The following is a 15214-nucleotide window of genomic DNA, read 5'->3' as shown; positions in this document are numbered from 1 at the left end:
GACGCGCCGTGTCAGCCATTAGAATGCGCAGCCTTTAACAGTGGGGCGGGTGCGCCCGCACCCGCTGGACAAGGCAAGGCAACCCATTGGAGTCAGCTACACACCATGGCAACGATCAATCAGCTCGTGCGCAAGCCGCGCAAGCGCCAGGCCGCCAAGAGCGACGTGCCTGCGCTGCAGGCCTGCCCGCAGAAGCGCGGCGTCTGCACCCGCGTCTACACCACCACCCCGAAGAAGCCGAACTCCGCACTGCGCAAGGTGTGCCGTGTTCGCCTGACCAACGGCTACGAGGTCTCCTCGTACATCGGCGGTGAAGGCCACAACCTCCAGGAGCACTCCGTGGTCCTGATCCGCGGCGGCCGCGTCAAGGACCTTCCCGGTGTGCGCTATCACACCGTGCGTGGCGCCCTGGACACCTCCGGCGTGCAGAACCGCAAGCAGGGCCGTTCCAAGTACGGCACCAAGCGTCCGAAGGTCTGACCGGCCGCGGTACGCAGCAGTCACCCCATTTTGACCACGGTCTGATAAGAGTAAGGTCGAGCGCTGCCGTCGGCAGGAGTCTCGGGTTTACCTGAAGGATCCTTTGATGAGGGCTTATCATGCCTAGAAGAAGAGTTGCGGCCAAGCGCGAGATCCTGCCGGATCCCAAGTTCGGAAGCGAGCGCCTGGCGAAGTTCATGAACCACCTGATGATCGGCGGCAAGAAGTCCGTAGCTGAGCGTATCGTCTATGGTGCGCTGGACAGGGTTGCCGAGCGTAGCAAGGAAGAGCCGCTGGAGATCTTCGACAAGGCGCTGGAAGCCATCCAGCCCATGGTCGAGGTCAAGTCACGCCGCGTCGGCGGCGCGACCTATCAGGTGCCCGTGGAAGTTCGCCCCTCGCGCCGTCATGCGCTGGCCATGCGCTGGCTGGTCGATGCGGCCCGTCGCCGTGGCGAGAAGACCATGGTGCTGCGCCTCGCCGGCGAGATGCTCGATGCCGCCGAAGGCAAGGGCTCGGCCGTCAAGAAGCGGGAAGACGTGCATCGCATGGCAGAGGCCAACAAGGCCTTCTCTCACTACCGCTTCTAAACGCATCGCCAACCACAGGGGAGTTCCACCGTGGCTCGCAAGACTCCACTAAAGCGCTATCGCAACATCGGCATCGTGGCGCACGTCGATGCCGGCAAGACCACCACGACCGAGCGCGTCCTGTTCTACACCGGCCTCTCCCACAAGGTCGGCGAGGTCCATGACGGCGCTGCCACCATGGACTGGATGGAGCAGGAGCAGGAGCGTGGCATCACCATCACCTCCGCGGCGACCACCTGCTTCTGGCAGGGCATGGACAAGCAGTTCGATGAGCATCGCATCAACATCATCGACACCCCCGGACACGTCGACTTCACCATCGAGGTGGAGCGTTCGCTGCGCGTGCTCGACGGTGCCGTGGTGGTGCTGTGCGGTTCGTCCGGCGTTCAGCCCCAGACCGAGACCGTCTGGCGCCAGGCCAACAAGTACGAAGTGCCGCGCATGGTGTTCGTCAACAAGATGGACCGTACCGGCGCCGACTTCTTCATGGTCGTCGATCAGCTCAAGCAGAAGCTGGGTGCCAACGCCGTACCGATCCAGATCAACTGGGGCACCGAGGAAGAGTTCAAGGGTGTCGTCGACCTGATCAGGATGAAGGCGATCCTCTGGGACGAGGACAGCCTCGGCATGAACTACGAGCTGGTGGATATCCCCGCCGAGCTCCAGGAGACCGCCGAGAAGTACCGTGAGGAGATGGTCGAGGCGGCAGCCGAGGCCTCCGAGGAGCTGATGGACAAGTACCTCGAGGAGGGCGAGCTCACCATCGAGGAGATCAAGGCCGGCCTGCGGCGCCGTACCCTGGACAACGAGATCGTGCTGGTCACCTGCGGCTCCGCCTTCAAGAATAAGGGCGTTCAGGCCGTGCTGGATGGCGTCATCGAGTACATGCCGTCACCCACCGAGGTCAAGGCCATCGAGGGTGAGCTGGACGACAAGGACGGTACCATCGCCACCCGTGAGGCGGACGACAGCGCCCCCTTCTCCGCGCTGGCCTTCAAGATCGCCACCGACCCCTTCGTCGGTACTCTGACCTTCATCCGCGTCTATTCGGGCGTGCTGAAGTCGGGCGACAGCGTCTACAACTCCGTCAAGGAGAAGAAGGAGCGCGTCGGCCGTATCGTCCAGATGCACGCCAACTCCCGCGAGGAGATCAAGGAAGTGCTGGCCGGCGACATCGCCGCCTGCATCGGCCTGAAGGACGTCACCACCGGTGATACCCTGTGCGACCTGAACGACAAGATTGTGCTCGAGCGCATGGAGTTCCCTGATCCGGTGATCTCCGTGGCCGTGGAGCCCAAGTCCAAGGCCGACCAGGAGAAGATGGGCGTGGCACTGGGCAAGCTGGCCCAGGAGGATCCCTCCTTCCAGGTCCGCACCGATGAGGAGACCGGCCAGACCATCATCTCCGGCATGGGTGAGCTTCACCTCGACATCCTCGTCGACCGCATGCGTCGCGAGTTCAAGGTCGACGCCAACATCGGCAAGCCGCAGGTGGCCTATCGCGAGACCATCCGCGCCAAGGTCGAGCAGGAAGGCAAGTTCGTTCGCCAGTCCGGCGGTCGCGGCCAGTACGGTCATGTGCACCTGCGCATCGAGCCGCTCACCGCAGAGGACAAGGGCGAAGACGAGGACATGCACTTCAAGTTCGCCTCGGAGATCGTTGGCGGCGTGGTTCCCAAGGAATACGTGCCGGCCGTCGAGAAAGGGGCCTACGAGCAGCTGCAGAACGGTGTCATCGCGGGCTACCCGATGATTGACGTCAAGGTCACGCTGTTCGACGGTTCCTACCATGACGTGGACTCTAACGAGACCGCGTTCAAGGTTGCCTCTTCCATGGCGGTCAAGGAAGGTGCCAAGAAGGCCAAGGCCGTGCTCCTCGAGCCGGTGATGAAGGTCGAGGTCGTGACCCCCGAAGAGTTCATGGGTGACGTCATGGGCGACCTGAACCGCCGTCGGGGTCTCGTCCAGGGCATGGATGACTCCTCCATGGGCAAGATCATCCGCGCCACGGTACCTCTGGCTGAGATGTTCGGTTACGCGACCGATCTGCGCTCTCAGACCCAGGGCCGCGCAAGCTACGTGATGGAGTTTGCGGACTACGAAGAGGCGCCGTCCAGCGTCGTTGAAGCCGTCATCAACCAGAACGGTTAACCGTTAGCTAACGTAAAGAGGTTATAGCAGTGGCTAAGGAAAAATTTGAACGTTCCAAACCGCACGTCAACGTCGGTACCATCGGTCACGTCGACCACGGCAAGACCACGCTGACTGCGGCCCTGACTCGCGTTTCCGCCGAGGTGTTCGGTGGTGACTGGAGCGAGTTCGACGCCATCGACAATGCGCCGGAAGAGCGTGAGCGTGGTATCACCATCGCCACCTCTCACGTCGAGTACCAGTCCGAGGCGCGTCACTACGCGCACGTGGACTGCCCGGGGCACGCCGACTACGTCAAGAACATGATCACCGGTGCCGCCCAGATGGACGGCGCTATCCTGGTCGTGTCCGCCGCCGATGGCCCCATGCCGCAGACCCGCGAGCATATCCTGCTGTCTCGCCAGGTCGGCGTGCCGTACATCGTCGTGTTCCTGAACAAGGCCGACATGGTCGACGACGAGGAGCTGCTCGAGCTGGTCGAGATGGAAGTCCGTGAGCTCCTCGACGAGTACGACTTCCCGGGTGACGACACCCCGATCATCACCGGTTCCGCCCTGATGGCCCTGGAAGGCAAGGACGACAACGGCATGGGTACCACCGCCGTTGCCAACCTGATCAAGGCCCTGGACGACTACATCCCGGAGCCGGAGCGTGCCATCGATCAGCCGTTCCTGATGCCGATCGAGGACGTGTTCTCCATCTCCGGTCGTGGCACCGTGGTCACCGGCCGCGTCGAGCGTGGCGTGGTCAAGGCCGGCGAGGAAGTCGAGATCGTCGGTATCAAGGACACCGTCAAGACCGTCGTGACCGGCGTCGAGATGTTCCGCAAGCTGCTGGACGAGGGTCGTGCCGGTGAGAACGTCGGCGCCCTGCTGCGTGGCACCAAGCGTGACGACGTCGAGCGTGGCCAGGTCCTGGCCAAGCCGGGCACCATCACCCCGCACACCAAGTTCGAGGCCGAGGTGTACGTGCTGTCCAAGGACGAGGGTGGTCGTCACACCCCGTTCTTCAAGGGCTACCGTCCGCAGTTCTACTTCCGTACCACCGACATCACCGGTACCTGTGAGCTGCCGGAAGGCGTCGAGATGGTCATGCCGGGCGACAACGTCAAGATGGTTGTCACCCTGATCGCCCCGATCGCCATGGATGACGGCCTGCGCTTCGCCATCCGTGAAGGTGGCCGTACCGTCGGCGCCGGCGTCGTGGCCAAGATCATCGAGTAAGCGTCCCGCTGCTTGACCGATCGAAGGGGGCTCCGACAGGAGCCCCCTTTCTGCGCACCGGACGCGAGTGTTTGACTCTCGTCGCCGGCGTGCCTATAATGCGCATCCTTTGAATGCGTGGGTTGACGGCTCGCGCCGTCAGAATCCATTGGAGTTAGGGCAAATGCAGAACCAGAAGATTCGCATTCGGTTGAAGGCCTTCGACCATCGCCTGATCGACCAGTCCGCCGCGGAGATCGTAGAAACCGCCAAGCGTACCGGCGCCCAGGTCCGTGGTCCGATTCCTCTGCCGACCAATCGCGAGCGTTACACCGTGCTGATCTCTCCGCACGTCAACAAGGACGCGCGCGACCAGTACGAGATTCGTACCCACAAGCGGGTGCTCGATATCGTCGAGCCCACCGAAAAGACCGTTGATGCCCTGATGAAGCTCGACCTCGCCGCCGGCGTGGACGTGCAGATCAAGCTCGACTGACACCACACTAGACACTCGCGGCCCAGCGCCTGGTCTGTCCACCAAGAAGGCAGCGCCACGCAGCAGCCGCCACGCCGGGATGGCGTCATACAACGTGCTAGTGGAATGCTCTGGAAAGGGCAGCCATAGCGGGTGACAGCCCCGTACACTAAAGGAGACTGAGAATGACTATCGGTTTAGTCGGTAGGAAGGCCGGTATGACCCGTGTCTTCACCGAAGATGGCGCATCCGTGCCCGTGACCGTGATCGAGGTTGAGCCCAACCGCGTGACACGCGTGAAGTCCGTCGAGTCCGACGGCTACGCCGCGGTTCAGGTGACAACCGGCTCCCGCAAGGCCAAGCATCTGTCGAAAGCCCAGGCCGGGCAGTTCGCCAAGGCAGGTGTCGAGGCCGGTCGTTCGCTGATGGAGTTCCGCCTTGCAGAAGGTGACGAGGCTCCGGAAGTGGGCGGCGAACTCACCGTATCCCTCTTCGAAGCTGGTCAGATGATCGACGTGACCGGCACCTCCAAGGGCAAGGGTTTCCAGGGCGCCGTCAAGCGCTGGAACTTCCGCACCCAGGACAACAGCCACGGTAACTCCCTGTCGCATCGCGCGCCGGGTTCCATCGGCATGTGCCAGACACCGGGCCGCGTGTTCAAGGGCAAGAAGATGGCCGGCCAGATGGGCAATGTTCGCTGCACCGTGCAGAGCCTGGAAGTCGTCCGTGTCGACGCCGAACGCAACCTGCTGCTGATCAAGGGTGCCGTACCCGGTGCCACCGGCAGTGATGTCATCGTGCGCAGCGCCGTCAAAGCAGGCTGAAGGGGAACTTACCGATGAATCTGAATCTTGCAGGTGCAGGCGCCGGTACTGTCGAAGTATCCGATGCCACCTTTGGCAAAGAATTCAACGAGGCTCTCGTGCACCAGGTCGTCACCGCCTATCTGGCCGGTGGTCGCCAGGGCACTCGCGCCCAGAAGAACCGTTCCGACGTGCGCGGCGGCGGCAAGAAGCCGTGGCGCCAGAAGGGCACCGGTCGTGCCCGTGCCGGTACCATCCGCTCGCCGATCTGGCGCAGCGGCGGCGTGACCTTCGCGGCTCGTCCGCAGGACCATTCCCAGAAGGTCAACCGCAAGATGTACCGCGCGGCCATGCGCTCGATTCTCTCCGAGCTGGTCCGCCAGGAACGCCTGGTGGCCGTCGATGGCTTCGCCGTCGAGGCCCCGAAGACCAAGCAGCTGGTTGCCAAGCTCGAGGAGCTGGGCCTGGAGAAGGTGCTGATCGTCACCGAGGAAGTCGACGAGAATCTGTACCTCGCCGCCCGCAACATCCCGAACGTGGATGTGGTGGACGTCGCCGCCGCTGATCCGGTGAGCCTGGTCGCCTTCGACAAGGTGCTGGTCACCGTCTCCGCTCTGCGTAAATTCGAGGAGAAGCTGGCATGAACCAGGAGCGTGTATTCAAGGTTCTGCTCGGTCCGCACGTGACCGAGAAGGCCGCCATGGCCGCCGAGCGCAACCAGTACGTGTTCAAGGTGGCAAGCGACGCGACCAAGCCCGAGATCAAGGCTGCCGTCCAGGAGCTGTTCGGCAAGAAGGTCGACCGTGTTCAGGTGCTGAACATGAAGGGCAAGACCAAGCGCACCGCGCAGGGTCTGGGTCACCGCAAGGGTTATCGCAAGGCGTACGTGACACTGGCCGCCGGCGAAACCCTTGAAGACTTCTCTGGCGCCGAATAAGGGCAGGAGTACGGATCATGGCAATCGTCAAGACTAAACCCACATCCGCCGGTCGTCGCCACGTCGTCAAGATTGTTGGTGAGGAGCTGTACAAGGGCCGCGCCTACGCGCCGTTGCTCGAGAAGCAGTCCAAGTCCGGTGGCCGTAACAACTACGGTCGCATCACCACCCGCCACGTGGGCGGTGGTCACCGTCATCACTACCGGATCATCGACTTCAAGCGCACCAAGGATGGCATTCCGGCCACCGTCGAGCGCCTGGAGCATGACCCGAACCGCAGCGCACACATTGCCCTGCTCAAGTACCTCGACGGCGAGCGTCGCTACATCATCGCGCCCAAGGGCGTGAGCGCCGGCGACCGTCTCGAGTCCGGTGTCAACGCGCCCATCAAGAAGGGCAACGCGTTGCCGCTGCGCAATATCCCGCTGGGTTCCACCGTGCACTGCATCGAGCTCAAGCCCGGCAAGGGCGCCCAGCTTGCACGCAGTGCCGGCACCAGCGCCCAGCTGGTCGCCCGTGAAGGCAACTACGCCACCCTGCGTCTGCGCTCCGGCGAGATGCGCAAGGTGCTGGCCGAATGCCGCGCGACCCTGGGGGAAGTGAGCAACTCCGAGCACAGCCTGCGTCAGCTTGGCAAGGCCGGTGCGAAGCGCTGGAGAGGGGTGCGCCCGACCGTTCGCGGCGTGGCCATGAACCCGGTGGATCACCCGCACGGCGGCGGCGAAGGCCGCAGCAGCGGCGGGCGTCACCCGGTGTCTCCGTGGGGCATCCCCACCAAGGGCCACAAGACCCGCAAGAACAAGCGCACCGACAAGCTGATCATCCGTCGCCGCAAGGCCCGGAAATAAGATCCAACGCCAAGACATCAAGAGGTAACGGCTGTGCCACGTTCACTGAAGAAAGGTCCCTTTATTGACCTTCATCTGCTGAAGAAGGTTGAGACTGCAGTGGAGAAGAGCGACCGCAAACCGATCAAGACCTGGTCGCGTCGTTCGATGATCCTGCCCAACATGGTCGGGCTCACCATTGCAGTCCATAACGGTCGCCAACACGTCCCGGTGCACGTCTCCGAGGAAATGGTTGGCCACAAGCTGGGCGAATTCGCTGCTACCCGCCTCTACCGCGGTCATGTGGCGGACAAGAAAGCCAAACGGTAAGCCAGAGAGGATTGAGAGATGGAAGTCACAGCAAAGCTGCGTGGCGCTCGTTTATCCGCCCAGAAGGCCCGTTTGGTGGCTGACCAGGTGCGCGGTAAACCTGTCGCCGAGGCGCTCGACCTGCTGACCTTCTCCCCGAAGAAGGCCGCGAAGCTGGTCAAGAAGGTGCTGCAGTCCGCCATCGCGAATGCGGAAGAAAACGACGGCATGGATATCGACGAGCTGCGTGTCTCGACCATCTGCGTCGATGAGGGCATGACGCTCAAGCGCATCCGTCCGCGCGCCAAGGGCCGTGCGGATCGCATCCTGAAGCGCACTTGCCACATCACCGTCAAGGTAGCCGAGAAGTAGGAGTCGACCAGATGGGTCAGAAAGTCAATCCAACAGGCATTCGCCTGGGTATCGTCAAGGACCATACCTCGGTGTGGTATGCCGAGCGCGGCGCCTATGCCGACAAGCTGAACAGCGACCTCGAAGTGCGTCGCTTCCTGGAAGAGCGCCTGAAGAATGCGTCCGTGAGTCGCATCACCATCGAGCGCCCGGCCAACAACGCCCGCATCACCATTCACACTGCCCGTCCGGGCATCGTGATCGGCAAGAAGGGCGAAGACGTCGATCGTCTGCGTCGCGACGTCACCGCGATGATGGGCGTGCCTGTGCACGTCAACATCGAGGAAGTCCGCAAGCCGGAACTCGATGCCAAGCTCGTCGCGCAGAACATCGCCGGGCAGCTCGAGCGTCGCGTGATGTTCCGTCGCGCCATGAAGCGGTCCGTGCAGAACGCCATGCGCCTGGGCGCCGGCGGTATCAAGGTGATGCTTTCCGGTCGCCTCGGCGGCGCGGAAATCGCCCGTACCGAATGGTACCGGGAAGGTCGCGTCCCGCTGCATACCCTGCGCGCGGACATCGACTACGCCACCTACGAGGCCAAGACCACCTACGGCATCATCGGTGTCAAGGTCTGGGTCTTCAAGGGTGAAATCCTCGGGGGCATCGAGGAGGTCCGCGCCAAGGCGAAACAGCCGCAGGCCGCGCCCTCCAAGAAGAAAGGTTCCAGGTAAGGGGAGAGCGAGTCGATGTTACAACCTAAGCGTATGAAGTTCCGCAAGATGCAGAAGGGCCGCAACCGTGGCCTGGCGCATCGCGGAAGCAAGGTGAGCTTCGGCGAGTATGGCCTCAAGGCCACTGGCCGGGGCCGTGTCACCGCCCGTCAGATCGAGGCTGGTCGTCGTGCGATCACCCGTCACGTAAAGCGTGGCGGCAAGATCTGGATCCGTGTCTTCCCGGACAAGCCGATTTCCAAGAAGCCGCTGGAAGTCCGCATGGGTAAGGGGAAGGGCTCCGTCGAGTACTGGGTCGCGCAGATCCAGCCGGGTCGGGTCCTGTACGAGATCGAAGGCGTTTCCGAGGAGCTGGCTCGCGAGGCATTCGCCCTGGCTGCCCAGAAGTTCCCGGTCTCCACCACCTTTGTGAAACGGACGGTGATGTGATGAAAGCCCAGGAAATTCGTGAGAAGTCAGCCGAGCAGCTCCAGGAGCAGCTCTTCGAACTCCTCCGCGAGCAGTTCAACCTGCGCATGCAGAAGGCCACCGGTCAGCTGAGCCAGACTCATCTGCTCAAGCAGGTTCGTCGGGACATTGCCCGCGTGAAGACTGTGCTCAACGAGAAGGCAGGTGACTGAGATGGCCGAAGAGAAGAAAGCCCGTACGCTCACCGGGAAGGTGGTGAGCGACAAGATGGACAAGTCCATCGTTGTGATGATCGAGCGTCGTGAGCGCCACCCGATCTACGGCAAATACGTCAAGCGCTCCACCAAGCTGCACGCCCACGACGAGTCGAACCAGGCCAAGGCCGGCGACACGGTGTCCATCCAGGAATGCCGTCCGCTGTCGAAGAACAAGGCCTGGACCCTGATCGAAGTCGTCGAACAGGCCAAGGGTTGATCGGCTCAGGCCGGTCAAGCCAGTGCAGTCAGATTAGGTTTGGAGAAAACCGATGATTCAGACTCAGACAATGCTGGATGTCGCCGACAACAGCGGAGCGCGCCGGGTGCAGTGCATCAAGGTGCTGGGCGGTTCTCACCGTCGCTACGCTCGCATCGGTGACATCATCAAGGTCACGGTGAAGGAAGCCATTCCGCGTGGCAAGGTCAAGAAGGGCCAGGTCCTCAAGGCGGTGGTGGTTCGCACCCGTAGTGGCGTCCGTCGTAACGACGGGTCGCTGATCCGCTTCGATGGAAATGCGGCTGTGCTGTTGAACAACACCAACGATCAGCCGATCGGTACCCGTATCTTCGGGCCGGTGACGCGTGAGCTTCGCAACGAGAAGTTCATGAAGATCATTTCCTTGGCGCCTGAAGTGCTGTAAGGAGCGAGGCGGATATGCAAAAGATCAAACGTGACGATGAAGTGATCGTCATCGCCGGCAAGGACAAGGGCAAGCGCGGCACCGTCAAGCGGGTTCTCGAAAACCGCTTCGTGGTGTCCGGTGTGAACATGATCAAGCGTCACACCAAGCCCAACCCGATGGCGGGCAACCAGGGCGGTATCGTCGAGCGCGAGGCACCGATTCACGCGTCCAACGTGGCCATCTTCAACCAGGAGACCGGCAAGGCGGATCGCGTCGGCTTCCAGGTTCAGGAAGACGGTACCAAGGTACGTATCTACAAGTCGACGCAGTCGCAGATCGACGCCTAACGCGAGTCGGATAGCAAAATGGCGAACTTGAAAGAACGTTATCAGAACGAGGTGGTGGCTCAACTCCAAGAGCAGTTCAGCTACGCCAACGTGATGCAGGTACCGCGGGTCACCAAGGTGACCCTGAACATGGGTATCGGCGAAGCGACCAGCGACAAGAAGCTGATCGACAACGCCATCGGCGACCTGGAGAAGCTCTCCGGTCAGAAGCCGCTGGTGACCAAGGCACGCAAGTCCATCGCGGGCTTCAAGGTGCGTGAAGGCTGGCCGATCGGGATCAAGGTGACCCTGCGCTCCGAGCGCATGTGGGACTTCCTCGATCGCCTGGTGAATATCGCGATCCCCCGCGTTCGTGACTTCCGTGGTCTCAACCCGAAGTCCTTCGACGGTCGTGGCAACTACTCCATGGGGGTGCGTGAGCAGATCATCTTCCCGGAGATCGAGTATGATAAGATCGACCGGATCCGTGGTCTGGATGTCACCATCACCACCACCGCCAAAACCGATGAAGAAGGTCGCGCGCTACTCGGCGCGTTGAACTTCCCGTTCAAGAAATAAGGGTGGGATCATGGCAAAGAAAAGCATGGTAGAACGCGAGCTCAAGCGCACCAAGCTGGTGGCGAAGTATGCCGCCAAGCGCGCCGAGCTCAAGGCGGTCATCCAGGACGTCAACGCTTCTGACGAAGAGCGCTTCGACGCGCAGCTCAAGCTGCAGCAGTTGCCGCGCGACTCCAGCCCGGTGCGTCAGCGCAACCGCTGCCGCATCACTGGACGCCCGCACGGCTACTACAACAAGTTCGGCCTCGGCCGCAACAAGCTGCGTGAAGCCGCCATGCGTGGCGACGTGCCCGGGCTCAAGAAGTCCAGCTGGTAACGCCACGTAGAATCATCAGGAGCGCAACGTAAATGAGCATGCAAGACACTCTGGCGGATATGTTCACCCGTATCCGCAATGCGCAGATGGCCACCAAGGAGACGGTTTCCATGCCGTCCTCCAAGCTCAAGGTCGAGGTGGCCCGCGTGCTGAAGGAAGAGGGCTATATCAGCGACTTCGCCGTCAGCGAGACCGCCAAGCCCGAGTTGACCGTGACCCTCAAGTACTTCGAGGGCAAGCCGGTCATCGAGCACCTGCAGCGGGTTTCCAAGCCGTCCCTGCGCCAGTACAAGGGCAAGGACGCGCTGCCGAAGGTCGCCGAAGGTCTGGGCGTTGCCATCGTCACCACCTCCAATGGGGTGATGACCGATCGCGCGGCGCGTCAGGCGGGTGTCGGTGGTGAAGTCATCTGCACCGTATTCTAGGAGTTTGGAATGTCCCGCGTAGCCAAATATCCGGTCAAATTGCCCGCAGGCGTCGAGGTCAAGCTCGACGGTGACCAGCTGTCCGTCAAGGGCAGCCAGGGCACGCTGTCCCAGACCGTTCACCCCGATGTGGTGATCGGTCAGGAAGAGGGACAGCTGACCTTCCAGCCGAGCGAGTCCGCGAAGAGCTGGGCAATGGTCGGTACCACCCGTGCCCTGGTCCAGAACCTGGTCACCGGTGTCAGCGAGGGCTTCACCAAGAGCCTCGAAATCATCGGCGTCGGTTATCGTGCCCAGGCCAAGGGCCAGACGCTCAATCTTACACTGGGCTTCTCGCACCCGGTCGATTACACGCTGCCTGAAGGTGTCACGGCGGAAACGCCCAAGAACACCATCATCGTGCTGAAAAGCGCGGACAAGCAGAAGCTCGGCCAGTGTGCTGCGGAAATCCGCGCCTTCCGTCCGCCCGAGCCCTACAAGGGCAAGGGTGTCCGGTACGTCGACGAGCAGGTGCGTCGCAAAGAAGCCAAGAAGAAGTAAGGCAGGGTTATGAACGCGAAGAAAGAATCTCGTCTCCGTCGTGCCCGCCGTGCTCGCGCCAAGATCCGCGAGCTGGGCGTGTATCGCCTGTGCGTCAACCGTACCCCCCGCCACATCTACGCGCAGATCATCTCGCCGGATGGTGGCAAGGTCCTCGCCAGCGCTTCCACGCTGGACAAGGCCCTGCGCGAGGGTGCGACCGGCAATGCCGACGCCGCCGCCAAGGTGGGCGCACTGATTGCCGAACGTGCCAAGCAGGCTGGCATCACCCAGGTGGCCTTCGATCGTGCCGGCTTCAAGTACCACGGTCGTGTGAAGGCCCTGGCCGACGCCGCTCGTGAAGGCGGCCTGGAATTCTAAAGGGTTTTACGATGGCGAAGAACGAACAGCAAAGCGGCGATCTGCAGGAAAAACTCGTGCAGATCAACCGTGTCGCCAAGGTGGTCAAGGGTGGCCGAATCTTCGGTTTCACCGCCCTGACCGTCGTGGGTGACGGTAACGGTCGTGTGGGTTTCGGTCGTGGCAAGGCACGTGAAGTGCCGGTCGCGATCCAGAAGGCCATGGACCAGGCGCGTCGCAACATGGTCAAGGTGAACCTCACCGGTGGCACCCTGCAGTACCCCGTCAAGGCCCGTCACGGCGCCTCCAAGGTGTACATGCAGCCCGCCTCCGAGGGTACCGGGATCATCGCCGGCGGCGCCATGCGCTCCGTGCTCGAACTGGCCGGCGTGCACAACGTCCTGGCCAAGTGCTACGGCTCCACCAACCCGGTGAACGTGGTGCGGGCGACCGTCAACGGTCTGGCCTCCCTGCAGTCGCCGGAAGACGTGGCCGCCAAGCGCGGTCTGCCTGTCGAAGCGATCACGGGGTAAGCACCATGTCAGCAACGATCAAGGTTACCCAGACCCGCAGCACCATCGGCGTACTGGCCAAGCACAAGGCCACCATGAAGGGCCTCGGCCTGCGTCGCATCGGTCACACGGTTGAACTGGAAGACACCCCTGCCGTCCGCGGCATGATCCACAAGGTCAATTACCTTGTGCGTGTTGAGGGAGAGTAATCCATGAAACTCAATAGCCTGAGCCCGGCACCGGGTTCCAAGCACGCCGAGAAGCGCGTCGGCCGTGGCATCGGCTCCGGTCTGGGCAAGACCGGCGGCCGTGGCCACAAGGGCCTGAAATCGCGCAGCGGCGGCAGCGTGAAGCCCGGTTTCGAGGGCGGTCAGATGCCGCTGCAGCGGCGCCTGCCCAAGTTCGGCTTCACTTCCGCGAAGTCGCTGGTTTCCGAGGAAGTCCGCCTGGCCGAGCTGGCCCGGGTCGCGGGTGACGAAGTCACCCTGGACACCCTCAAGGAAGCCAACGTGCTGAAGGACGCCACCAAGCATGCCAAGGTGATCCTGTCCGGCGAACTGAACAAGGCGGTCACGGTCCGCGGCATCAAGGTCACCAAGGGTGCCCGTGCCGCGATCGAAGCCGCCGGCGGCAAGGTAGAGGACTAAATGGCCAAGTCAGGAAACATGCCGGCGATGGGCAGCGGTCTGGGTGAACTCTGGGCGCGTCTGCGCTTCGTGCTCCTCGCCATCGTGGTTTACCGTATCGGTGCCCACATCCCCGTGCCCGGTATCAATCCTGACCAGCTTGCTGCCTTGTTCAGGGAGCAGCAGGGCACCATCCTGGGCATGTTCAACATGTTCTCGGGTGGCGCCCTGGAGCGCATGAGCATCATGGCGCTGGGCATCATGCCCTACATCTCGGCGTCGATCATCATGCAGCTGATGACCGCGGTCTCGCCGCAGCTCGAGCAGCTGAAGAAGGAAGGTGAGGCCGGTCGCCGCAAGATCAGCCAGTACACGCGCTACGGCACCGTGCTGCTGGCCCTGGTCCAAGCCACCGGCATGTCGGTGGGCCTGGCCAGCCAGGGGATCGCCTACACGGCCGACTTCAGCTTCTACTTCACCGCCATCGTGACGTTCGTCACCGGGGCGGTGTTCCTGATGTGGCTGGGCGAGCAGATCACCGAGAAGGGCATCGGCAACGGCATCTCGCTGCTGATCTTCGCGGGTATCGTCGCCGGTCTGCCGGGCGCCGTGGGGCAGGCCTTCGAGCTGGCCCGCAACGAGGGTGCCTGGAACGTCCTGCCGCTGCTGGCCCTCACCGTGCTTGGCGTGGCTACCGTGGCCTTCGTGGTGTTCATCGAGCGCGGCCAGCGCCGCATCACGGTGAACTACCCGCGTCGCCAGGTGGGCAACAAGATGTATGCCGGCCAGAGCAGCTACCTGCCGCTCAAGGTCAACATGGCGGGCGTGATCCCGGCGATCTTCGCCTCCAGCATCCTGCTGTTCCCGGCCTCGCTGGGGCAGTGGGTGGGTGCCGGCGATGGCATGGAGTGGCTGCAGCGTGCGTCCCAGGCCCTGGGCCCGGGTCAGCCGCTCTACATCTTGCTTTTCGGCGCGGCGGTGGTATTCTTCTGCTTCTTTTACACAGCGCTGGTCTTCAACCCCAAGGATGTCGCTGACAACCTCAAGAAGTCAGGGGCCTTCCTGCCGGGCATCCGCCCTGGCGAGCAGACCGCTCGCTACATCGACAAGGTCATGACCCGTCTGACCCTGTTCGGTGCCCTCTACATCACTGCGGTTTCCCTGATGCCCCAGTTCCTGATCGTGGCCTGGAACGTGCCGTTCTTCTTCGGCGGTACCTCGCTGCTGATCGTGGTAGTGGTCATCATGGACTTCATGGCCCAGGTGCAGTCGCACCTCATGTCGCACCAGTACGAGTCGGTGATGAAGAAGTCCAACCTGAAAGGCTACGGTAGCGGCGGCATCATGCGCTGAGAGGCGTCGCTGGCGACTTGGTGCGCCGCGAGCCGGGTTTCGGCTCGCGGCGCG

General features: G+C 62.6%; 26 protein-coding genes. All 26 read left to right on the top strand.

Annotation, left to right across the window (positions count from 1 at the left end; genetic code table 11):
• The first annotated feature begins 105 nt into the window (after positions 1-105).
• On the top strand, positions 106-480 hold the full coding sequence (gene rpsL / locus QLQ86_RS17360; protein WP_071943783.1) for a 30S ribosomal protein S12: 375 nt from the start codon (positions 106-108) through the stop codon (positions 478-480).
• 119 nt (positions 481-599) lie between these two features.
• Positions 600-1070 carry a 30S ribosomal protein S7 gene (gene rpsG, locus QLQ86_RS17355; protein WP_040183143.1) on the top strand — a complete coding sequence of 157 codons (471 nt, stop codon included), beginning with the start codon at positions 600-602 and terminating at the stop codon, positions 1068-1070.
• Positions 1071-1100: 30 nt separating this feature from the next.
• Positions 1101-3221 (top strand): elongation factor G, encoded by a 2121-nt coding sequence (gene fusA / locus QLQ86_RS17350; RefSeq protein ID WP_282734487.1) that lies wholly within the window; start codon positions 1101-1103, stop codon positions 3219-3221.
• 29 nt (positions 3222-3250) lie between these two features.
• Complete coding sequence (tuf, locus tag QLQ86_RS17345; RefSeq protein WP_282734486.1) at positions 3251-4444, top strand: elongation factor Tu; 1194 nt, start codon at positions 3251-3253, stop codon at positions 4442-4444.
• A 163-nt stretch (positions 4445-4607) separates the two neighbouring features.
• Complete coding sequence (rpsJ, locus tag QLQ86_RS17340; protein WP_021819602.1) at positions 4608-4919, top strand: 30S ribosomal protein S10; 312 nt, start codon at positions 4608-4610, stop codon at positions 4917-4919.
• A 164-nt stretch (positions 4920-5083) separates the two neighbouring features.
• A complete protein-coding gene (rplC, locus tag QLQ86_RS17335) occupies positions 5084-5722 on the top strand; it encodes a 50S ribosomal protein L3 (RefSeq protein ID WP_106232375.1) in 639 nt (212 codons plus the stop codon).
• A gap of 14 nt (positions 5723-5736) precedes the next feature.
• Positions 5737-6345, top strand: a complete 609-nt coding sequence (rplD, locus tag QLQ86_RS17330; RefSeq protein WP_106232376.1) for a 50S ribosomal protein L4 — start codon at positions 5737-5739, stop codon at positions 6343-6345.
• Positions 6342-6638, top strand: coding sequence for a 50S ribosomal protein L23 (rplW, locus tag QLQ86_RS17325; protein ID WP_089714412.1), 297 nt, complete (start codon positions 6342-6344; stop codon positions 6636-6638). The genes rplD and rplW overlap by 4 nt, the downstream gene beginning before the upstream one ends.
• A 17-nt stretch (positions 6639-6655) precedes the next feature.
• Positions 6656-7486, top strand: a complete 831-nt coding sequence (gene rplB, locus QLQ86_RS17320) for a 50S ribosomal protein L2 (protein ID WP_106232377.1) — start codon at positions 6656-6658, stop codon at positions 7484-7486.
• A 33-nt stretch (positions 7487-7519) separates the two neighbouring features.
• Positions 7520-7795, top strand: coding sequence for a 30S ribosomal protein S19 (gene rpsS, locus QLQ86_RS17315; RefSeq protein WP_089714455.1), 276 nt, complete (start codon positions 7520-7522; stop codon positions 7793-7795).
• A gap of 18 nt (positions 7796-7813) precedes the next feature.
• On the top strand, positions 7814-8146 hold the full coding sequence (gene rplV / locus QLQ86_RS17310; protein WP_040183132.1) for a 50S ribosomal protein L22: 333 nt from the start codon (positions 7814-7816) through the stop codon (positions 8144-8146).
• An 11-nt stretch (positions 8147-8157) separates the two neighbouring features.
• The gene (gene rpsC, locus QLQ86_RS17305; RefSeq protein WP_089714404.1) at positions 8158-8856 is read left to right on the top strand and encodes a 30S ribosomal protein S3; all 699 of its coding nucleotides are present in this window, start codon (positions 8158-8160) and stop codon (positions 8854-8856) included.
• A 15-nt stretch (positions 8857-8871) separates the two neighbouring features.
• On the top strand, positions 8872-9285 hold the full coding sequence (gene rplP, locus QLQ86_RS17300; RefSeq protein WP_021819610.1) for a 50S ribosomal protein L16: 414 nt from the start codon (positions 8872-8874) through the stop codon (positions 9283-9285).
• Positions 9285-9476 carry a 50S ribosomal protein L29 gene (gene rpmC, locus QLQ86_RS17295; protein ID WP_040183129.1) on the top strand — a complete coding sequence of 64 codons (192 nt, stop codon included), beginning with the start codon at positions 9285-9287 and terminating at the stop codon, positions 9474-9476. The genes rplP and rpmC overlap by 1 nt, the downstream gene beginning before the upstream one ends.
• A gap of 1 nt (position 9477) precedes the next feature.
• Positions 9478-9738: a 30S ribosomal protein S17 gene (gene rpsQ, locus QLQ86_RS17290; protein WP_106232379.1), complete on the top strand. Its 261-nt coding sequence runs from the start codon at positions 9478-9480 to the stop codon at positions 9736-9738.
• A 52-nt stretch (positions 9739-9790) separates the two neighbouring features.
• The gene (gene rplN, locus QLQ86_RS17285; protein ID WP_106232380.1) at positions 9791-10162 is read left to right on the top strand and encodes a 50S ribosomal protein L14; all 372 of its coding nucleotides are present in this window, start codon (positions 9791-9793) and stop codon (positions 10160-10162) included.
• 14 nt (positions 10163-10176) lie between these two features.
• Positions 10177-10491, top strand: coding sequence for a 50S ribosomal protein L24 (gene rplX, locus QLQ86_RS17280; protein WP_040183125.1), 315 nt, complete (start codon positions 10177-10179; stop codon positions 10489-10491).
• Positions 10492-10509: 18 nt separating this feature from the next.
• Positions 10510-11049 (top strand): 50S ribosomal protein L5, encoded by a 540-nt coding sequence (rplE, locus tag QLQ86_RS17275; protein ID WP_106232381.1) that lies wholly within the window; start codon positions 10510-10512, stop codon positions 11047-11049.
• 10 nt (positions 11050-11059) lie between these two features.
• Positions 11060-11365: a 30S ribosomal protein S14 gene (gene rpsN, locus QLQ86_RS17270; RefSeq protein WP_278032024.1), complete on the top strand. Its 306-nt coding sequence runs from the start codon at positions 11060-11062 to the stop codon at positions 11363-11365.
• A gap of 32 nt (positions 11366-11397) precedes the next feature.
• Entirely contained in the window at positions 11398-11790 is a 393-nt protein-coding gene (gene rpsH / locus QLQ86_RS17265; protein WP_151442454.1) for a 30S ribosomal protein S8, read from the top strand.
• Positions 11791-11799: 9 nt separating this feature from the next.
• The gene (gene rplF, locus QLQ86_RS17260; protein WP_282734484.1) at positions 11800-12330 is read left to right on the top strand and encodes a 50S ribosomal protein L6; all 531 of its coding nucleotides are present in this window, start codon (positions 11800-11802) and stop codon (positions 12328-12330) included.
• 9 nt (positions 12331-12339) lie between these two features.
• Positions 12340-12690: a 50S ribosomal protein L18 gene (gene rplR, locus QLQ86_RS17255; RefSeq protein WP_102626746.1), complete on the top strand. Its 351-nt coding sequence runs from the start codon at positions 12340-12342 to the stop codon at positions 12688-12690.
• Positions 12691-12701: 11 nt separating this feature from the next.
• Positions 12702-13202 (top strand): 30S ribosomal protein S5, encoded by a 501-nt coding sequence (rpsE, locus tag QLQ86_RS17250; RefSeq protein ID WP_133636904.1) that lies wholly within the window; start codon positions 12702-12704, stop codon positions 13200-13202.
• Between the two features lie 5 nt (positions 13203-13207).
• Positions 13208-13390 carry a 50S ribosomal protein L30 gene (gene rpmD / locus QLQ86_RS17245; RefSeq protein WP_013331010.1) on the top strand — a complete coding sequence of 61 codons (183 nt, stop codon included), beginning with the start codon at positions 13208-13210 and terminating at the stop codon, positions 13388-13390.
• A gap of 3 nt (positions 13391-13393) precedes the next feature.
• The gene (gene rplO / locus QLQ86_RS17240) at positions 13394-13828 is read left to right on the top strand and encodes a 50S ribosomal protein L15 (protein ID WP_250063416.1); all 435 of its coding nucleotides are present in this window, start codon (positions 13394-13396) and stop codon (positions 13826-13828) included.
• Positions 13829-15160 carry a preprotein translocase subunit SecY gene (gene secY, locus QLQ86_RS17235; protein ID WP_282734483.1) on the top strand — a complete coding sequence of 444 codons (1332 nt, stop codon included), beginning with the start codon at positions 13829-13831 and terminating at the stop codon, positions 15158-15160.
• Positions 15161-15214 lie beyond the last annotated feature (54 nt).

Source organism: Halomonas rhizosphaerae (assembly GCF_030012485.1).
Lineage (GTDB): Bacteria > Pseudomonadota > Gammaproteobacteria > Pseudomonadales > Halomonadaceae > Halomonas > Halomonas rhizosphaerae.
The sequence above is the reverse complement of the archived record's forward strand: the minus strand, read 5'-3'. Positions and strand labels throughout refer to the sequence as shown.

What these genes read in the sequence shown, in the direction of transcription:
- rplD (WP_106232376.1), top strand. Translation starts at nt 5,737, where the DNA reads ATGAATCTGAATCTTGCAGGTGCAGGCGCCGGTACTGTCGAAGTATCC.
- rpsG (WP_040183143.1), top strand. Translation starts at nt 600, where the DNA reads ATGCCTAGAAGAAGAGTTGCGGCCAAGCGCGAGATCCTGCCGGATCCC.
- rplV (WP_040183132.1), top strand. Translation starts at nt 7,814, where the DNA reads ATGGAAGTCACAGCAAAGCTGCGTGGCGCTCGTTTATCCGCCCAGAAG.
- rplR (WP_102626746.1), top strand. Translation starts at nt 12,340, where the DNA reads ATGAACGCGAAGAAAGAATCTCGTCTCCGTCGTGCCCGCCGTGCTCGC.
- rpsJ (WP_021819602.1), top strand. Translation starts at nt 4,608, where the DNA reads ATGCAGAACCAGAAGATTCGCATTCGGTTGAAGGCCTTCGACCATCGC.
- secY (WP_282734483.1), top strand. Translation starts at nt 13,829, where the DNA reads ATGGCCAAGTCAGGAAACATGCCGGCGATGGGCAGCGGTCTGGGTGAA.
- rplX (WP_040183125.1), top strand. Translation starts at nt 10,177, where the DNA reads ATGCAAAAGATCAAACGTGACGATGAAGTGATCGTCATCGCCGGCAAG.
- rplB (WP_106232377.1), top strand. Translation starts at nt 6,656, where the DNA reads ATGGCAATCGTCAAGACTAAACCCACATCCGCCGGTCGTCGCCACGTC.
- rpsQ (WP_106232379.1), top strand. Translation starts at nt 9,478, where the DNA reads ATGGCCGAAGAGAAGAAAGCCCGTACGCTCACCGGGAAGGTGGTGAGC.
- rpsC (WP_089714404.1), top strand. Translation starts at nt 8,158, where the DNA reads ATGGGTCAGAAAGTCAATCCAACAGGCATTCGCCTGGGTATCGTCAAG.
- rplP (WP_021819610.1), top strand. Translation starts at nt 8,872, where the DNA reads ATGTTACAACCTAAGCGTATGAAGTTCCGCAAGATGCAGAAGGGCCGC.
- rpmC (WP_040183129.1), top strand. Translation starts at nt 9,285, where the DNA reads ATGAAAGCCCAGGAAATTCGTGAGAAGTCAGCCGAGCAGCTCCAGGAG.
- rpsL (WP_071943783.1), top strand. Translation starts at nt 106, where the DNA reads ATGGCAACGATCAATCAGCTCGTGCGCAAGCCGCGCAAGCGCCAGGCC.
- rpsE (WP_133636904.1), top strand. Translation starts at nt 12,702, where the DNA reads ATGGCGAAGAACGAACAGCAAAGCGGCGATCTGCAGGAAAAACTCGTG.
- rpsN (WP_278032024.1), top strand. Translation starts at nt 11,060, where the DNA reads ATGGCAAAGAAAAGCATGGTAGAACGCGAGCTCAAGCGCACCAAGCTG.
- rplN (WP_106232380.1), top strand. Translation starts at nt 9,791, where the DNA reads ATGATTCAGACTCAGACAATGCTGGATGTCGCCGACAACAGCGGAGCG.
- rpsH (WP_151442454.1), top strand. Translation starts at nt 11,398, where the DNA reads ATGAGCATGCAAGACACTCTGGCGGATATGTTCACCCGTATCCGCAAT.
- rplO (WP_250063416.1), top strand. Translation starts at nt 13,394, where the DNA reads ATGAAACTCAATAGCCTGAGCCCGGCACCGGGTTCCAAGCACGCCGAG.
- rplC (WP_106232375.1), top strand. Translation starts at nt 5,084, where the DNA reads ATGACTATCGGTTTAGTCGGTAGGAAGGCCGGTATGACCCGTGTCTTC.
- rplW (WP_089714412.1), top strand. Translation starts at nt 6,342, where the DNA reads ATGAACCAGGAGCGTGTATTCAAGGTTCTGCTCGGTCCGCACGTGACC.
- rpmD (WP_013331010.1), top strand. Translation starts at nt 13,208, where the DNA reads ATGTCAGCAACGATCAAGGTTACCCAGACCCGCAGCACCATCGGCGTA.
- rplE (WP_106232381.1), top strand. Translation starts at nt 10,510, where the DNA reads ATGGCGAACTTGAAAGAACGTTATCAGAACGAGGTGGTGGCTCAACTC.
- rplF (WP_282734484.1), top strand. Translation starts at nt 11,800, where the DNA reads ATGTCCCGCGTAGCCAAATATCCGGTCAAATTGCCCGCAGGCGTCGAG.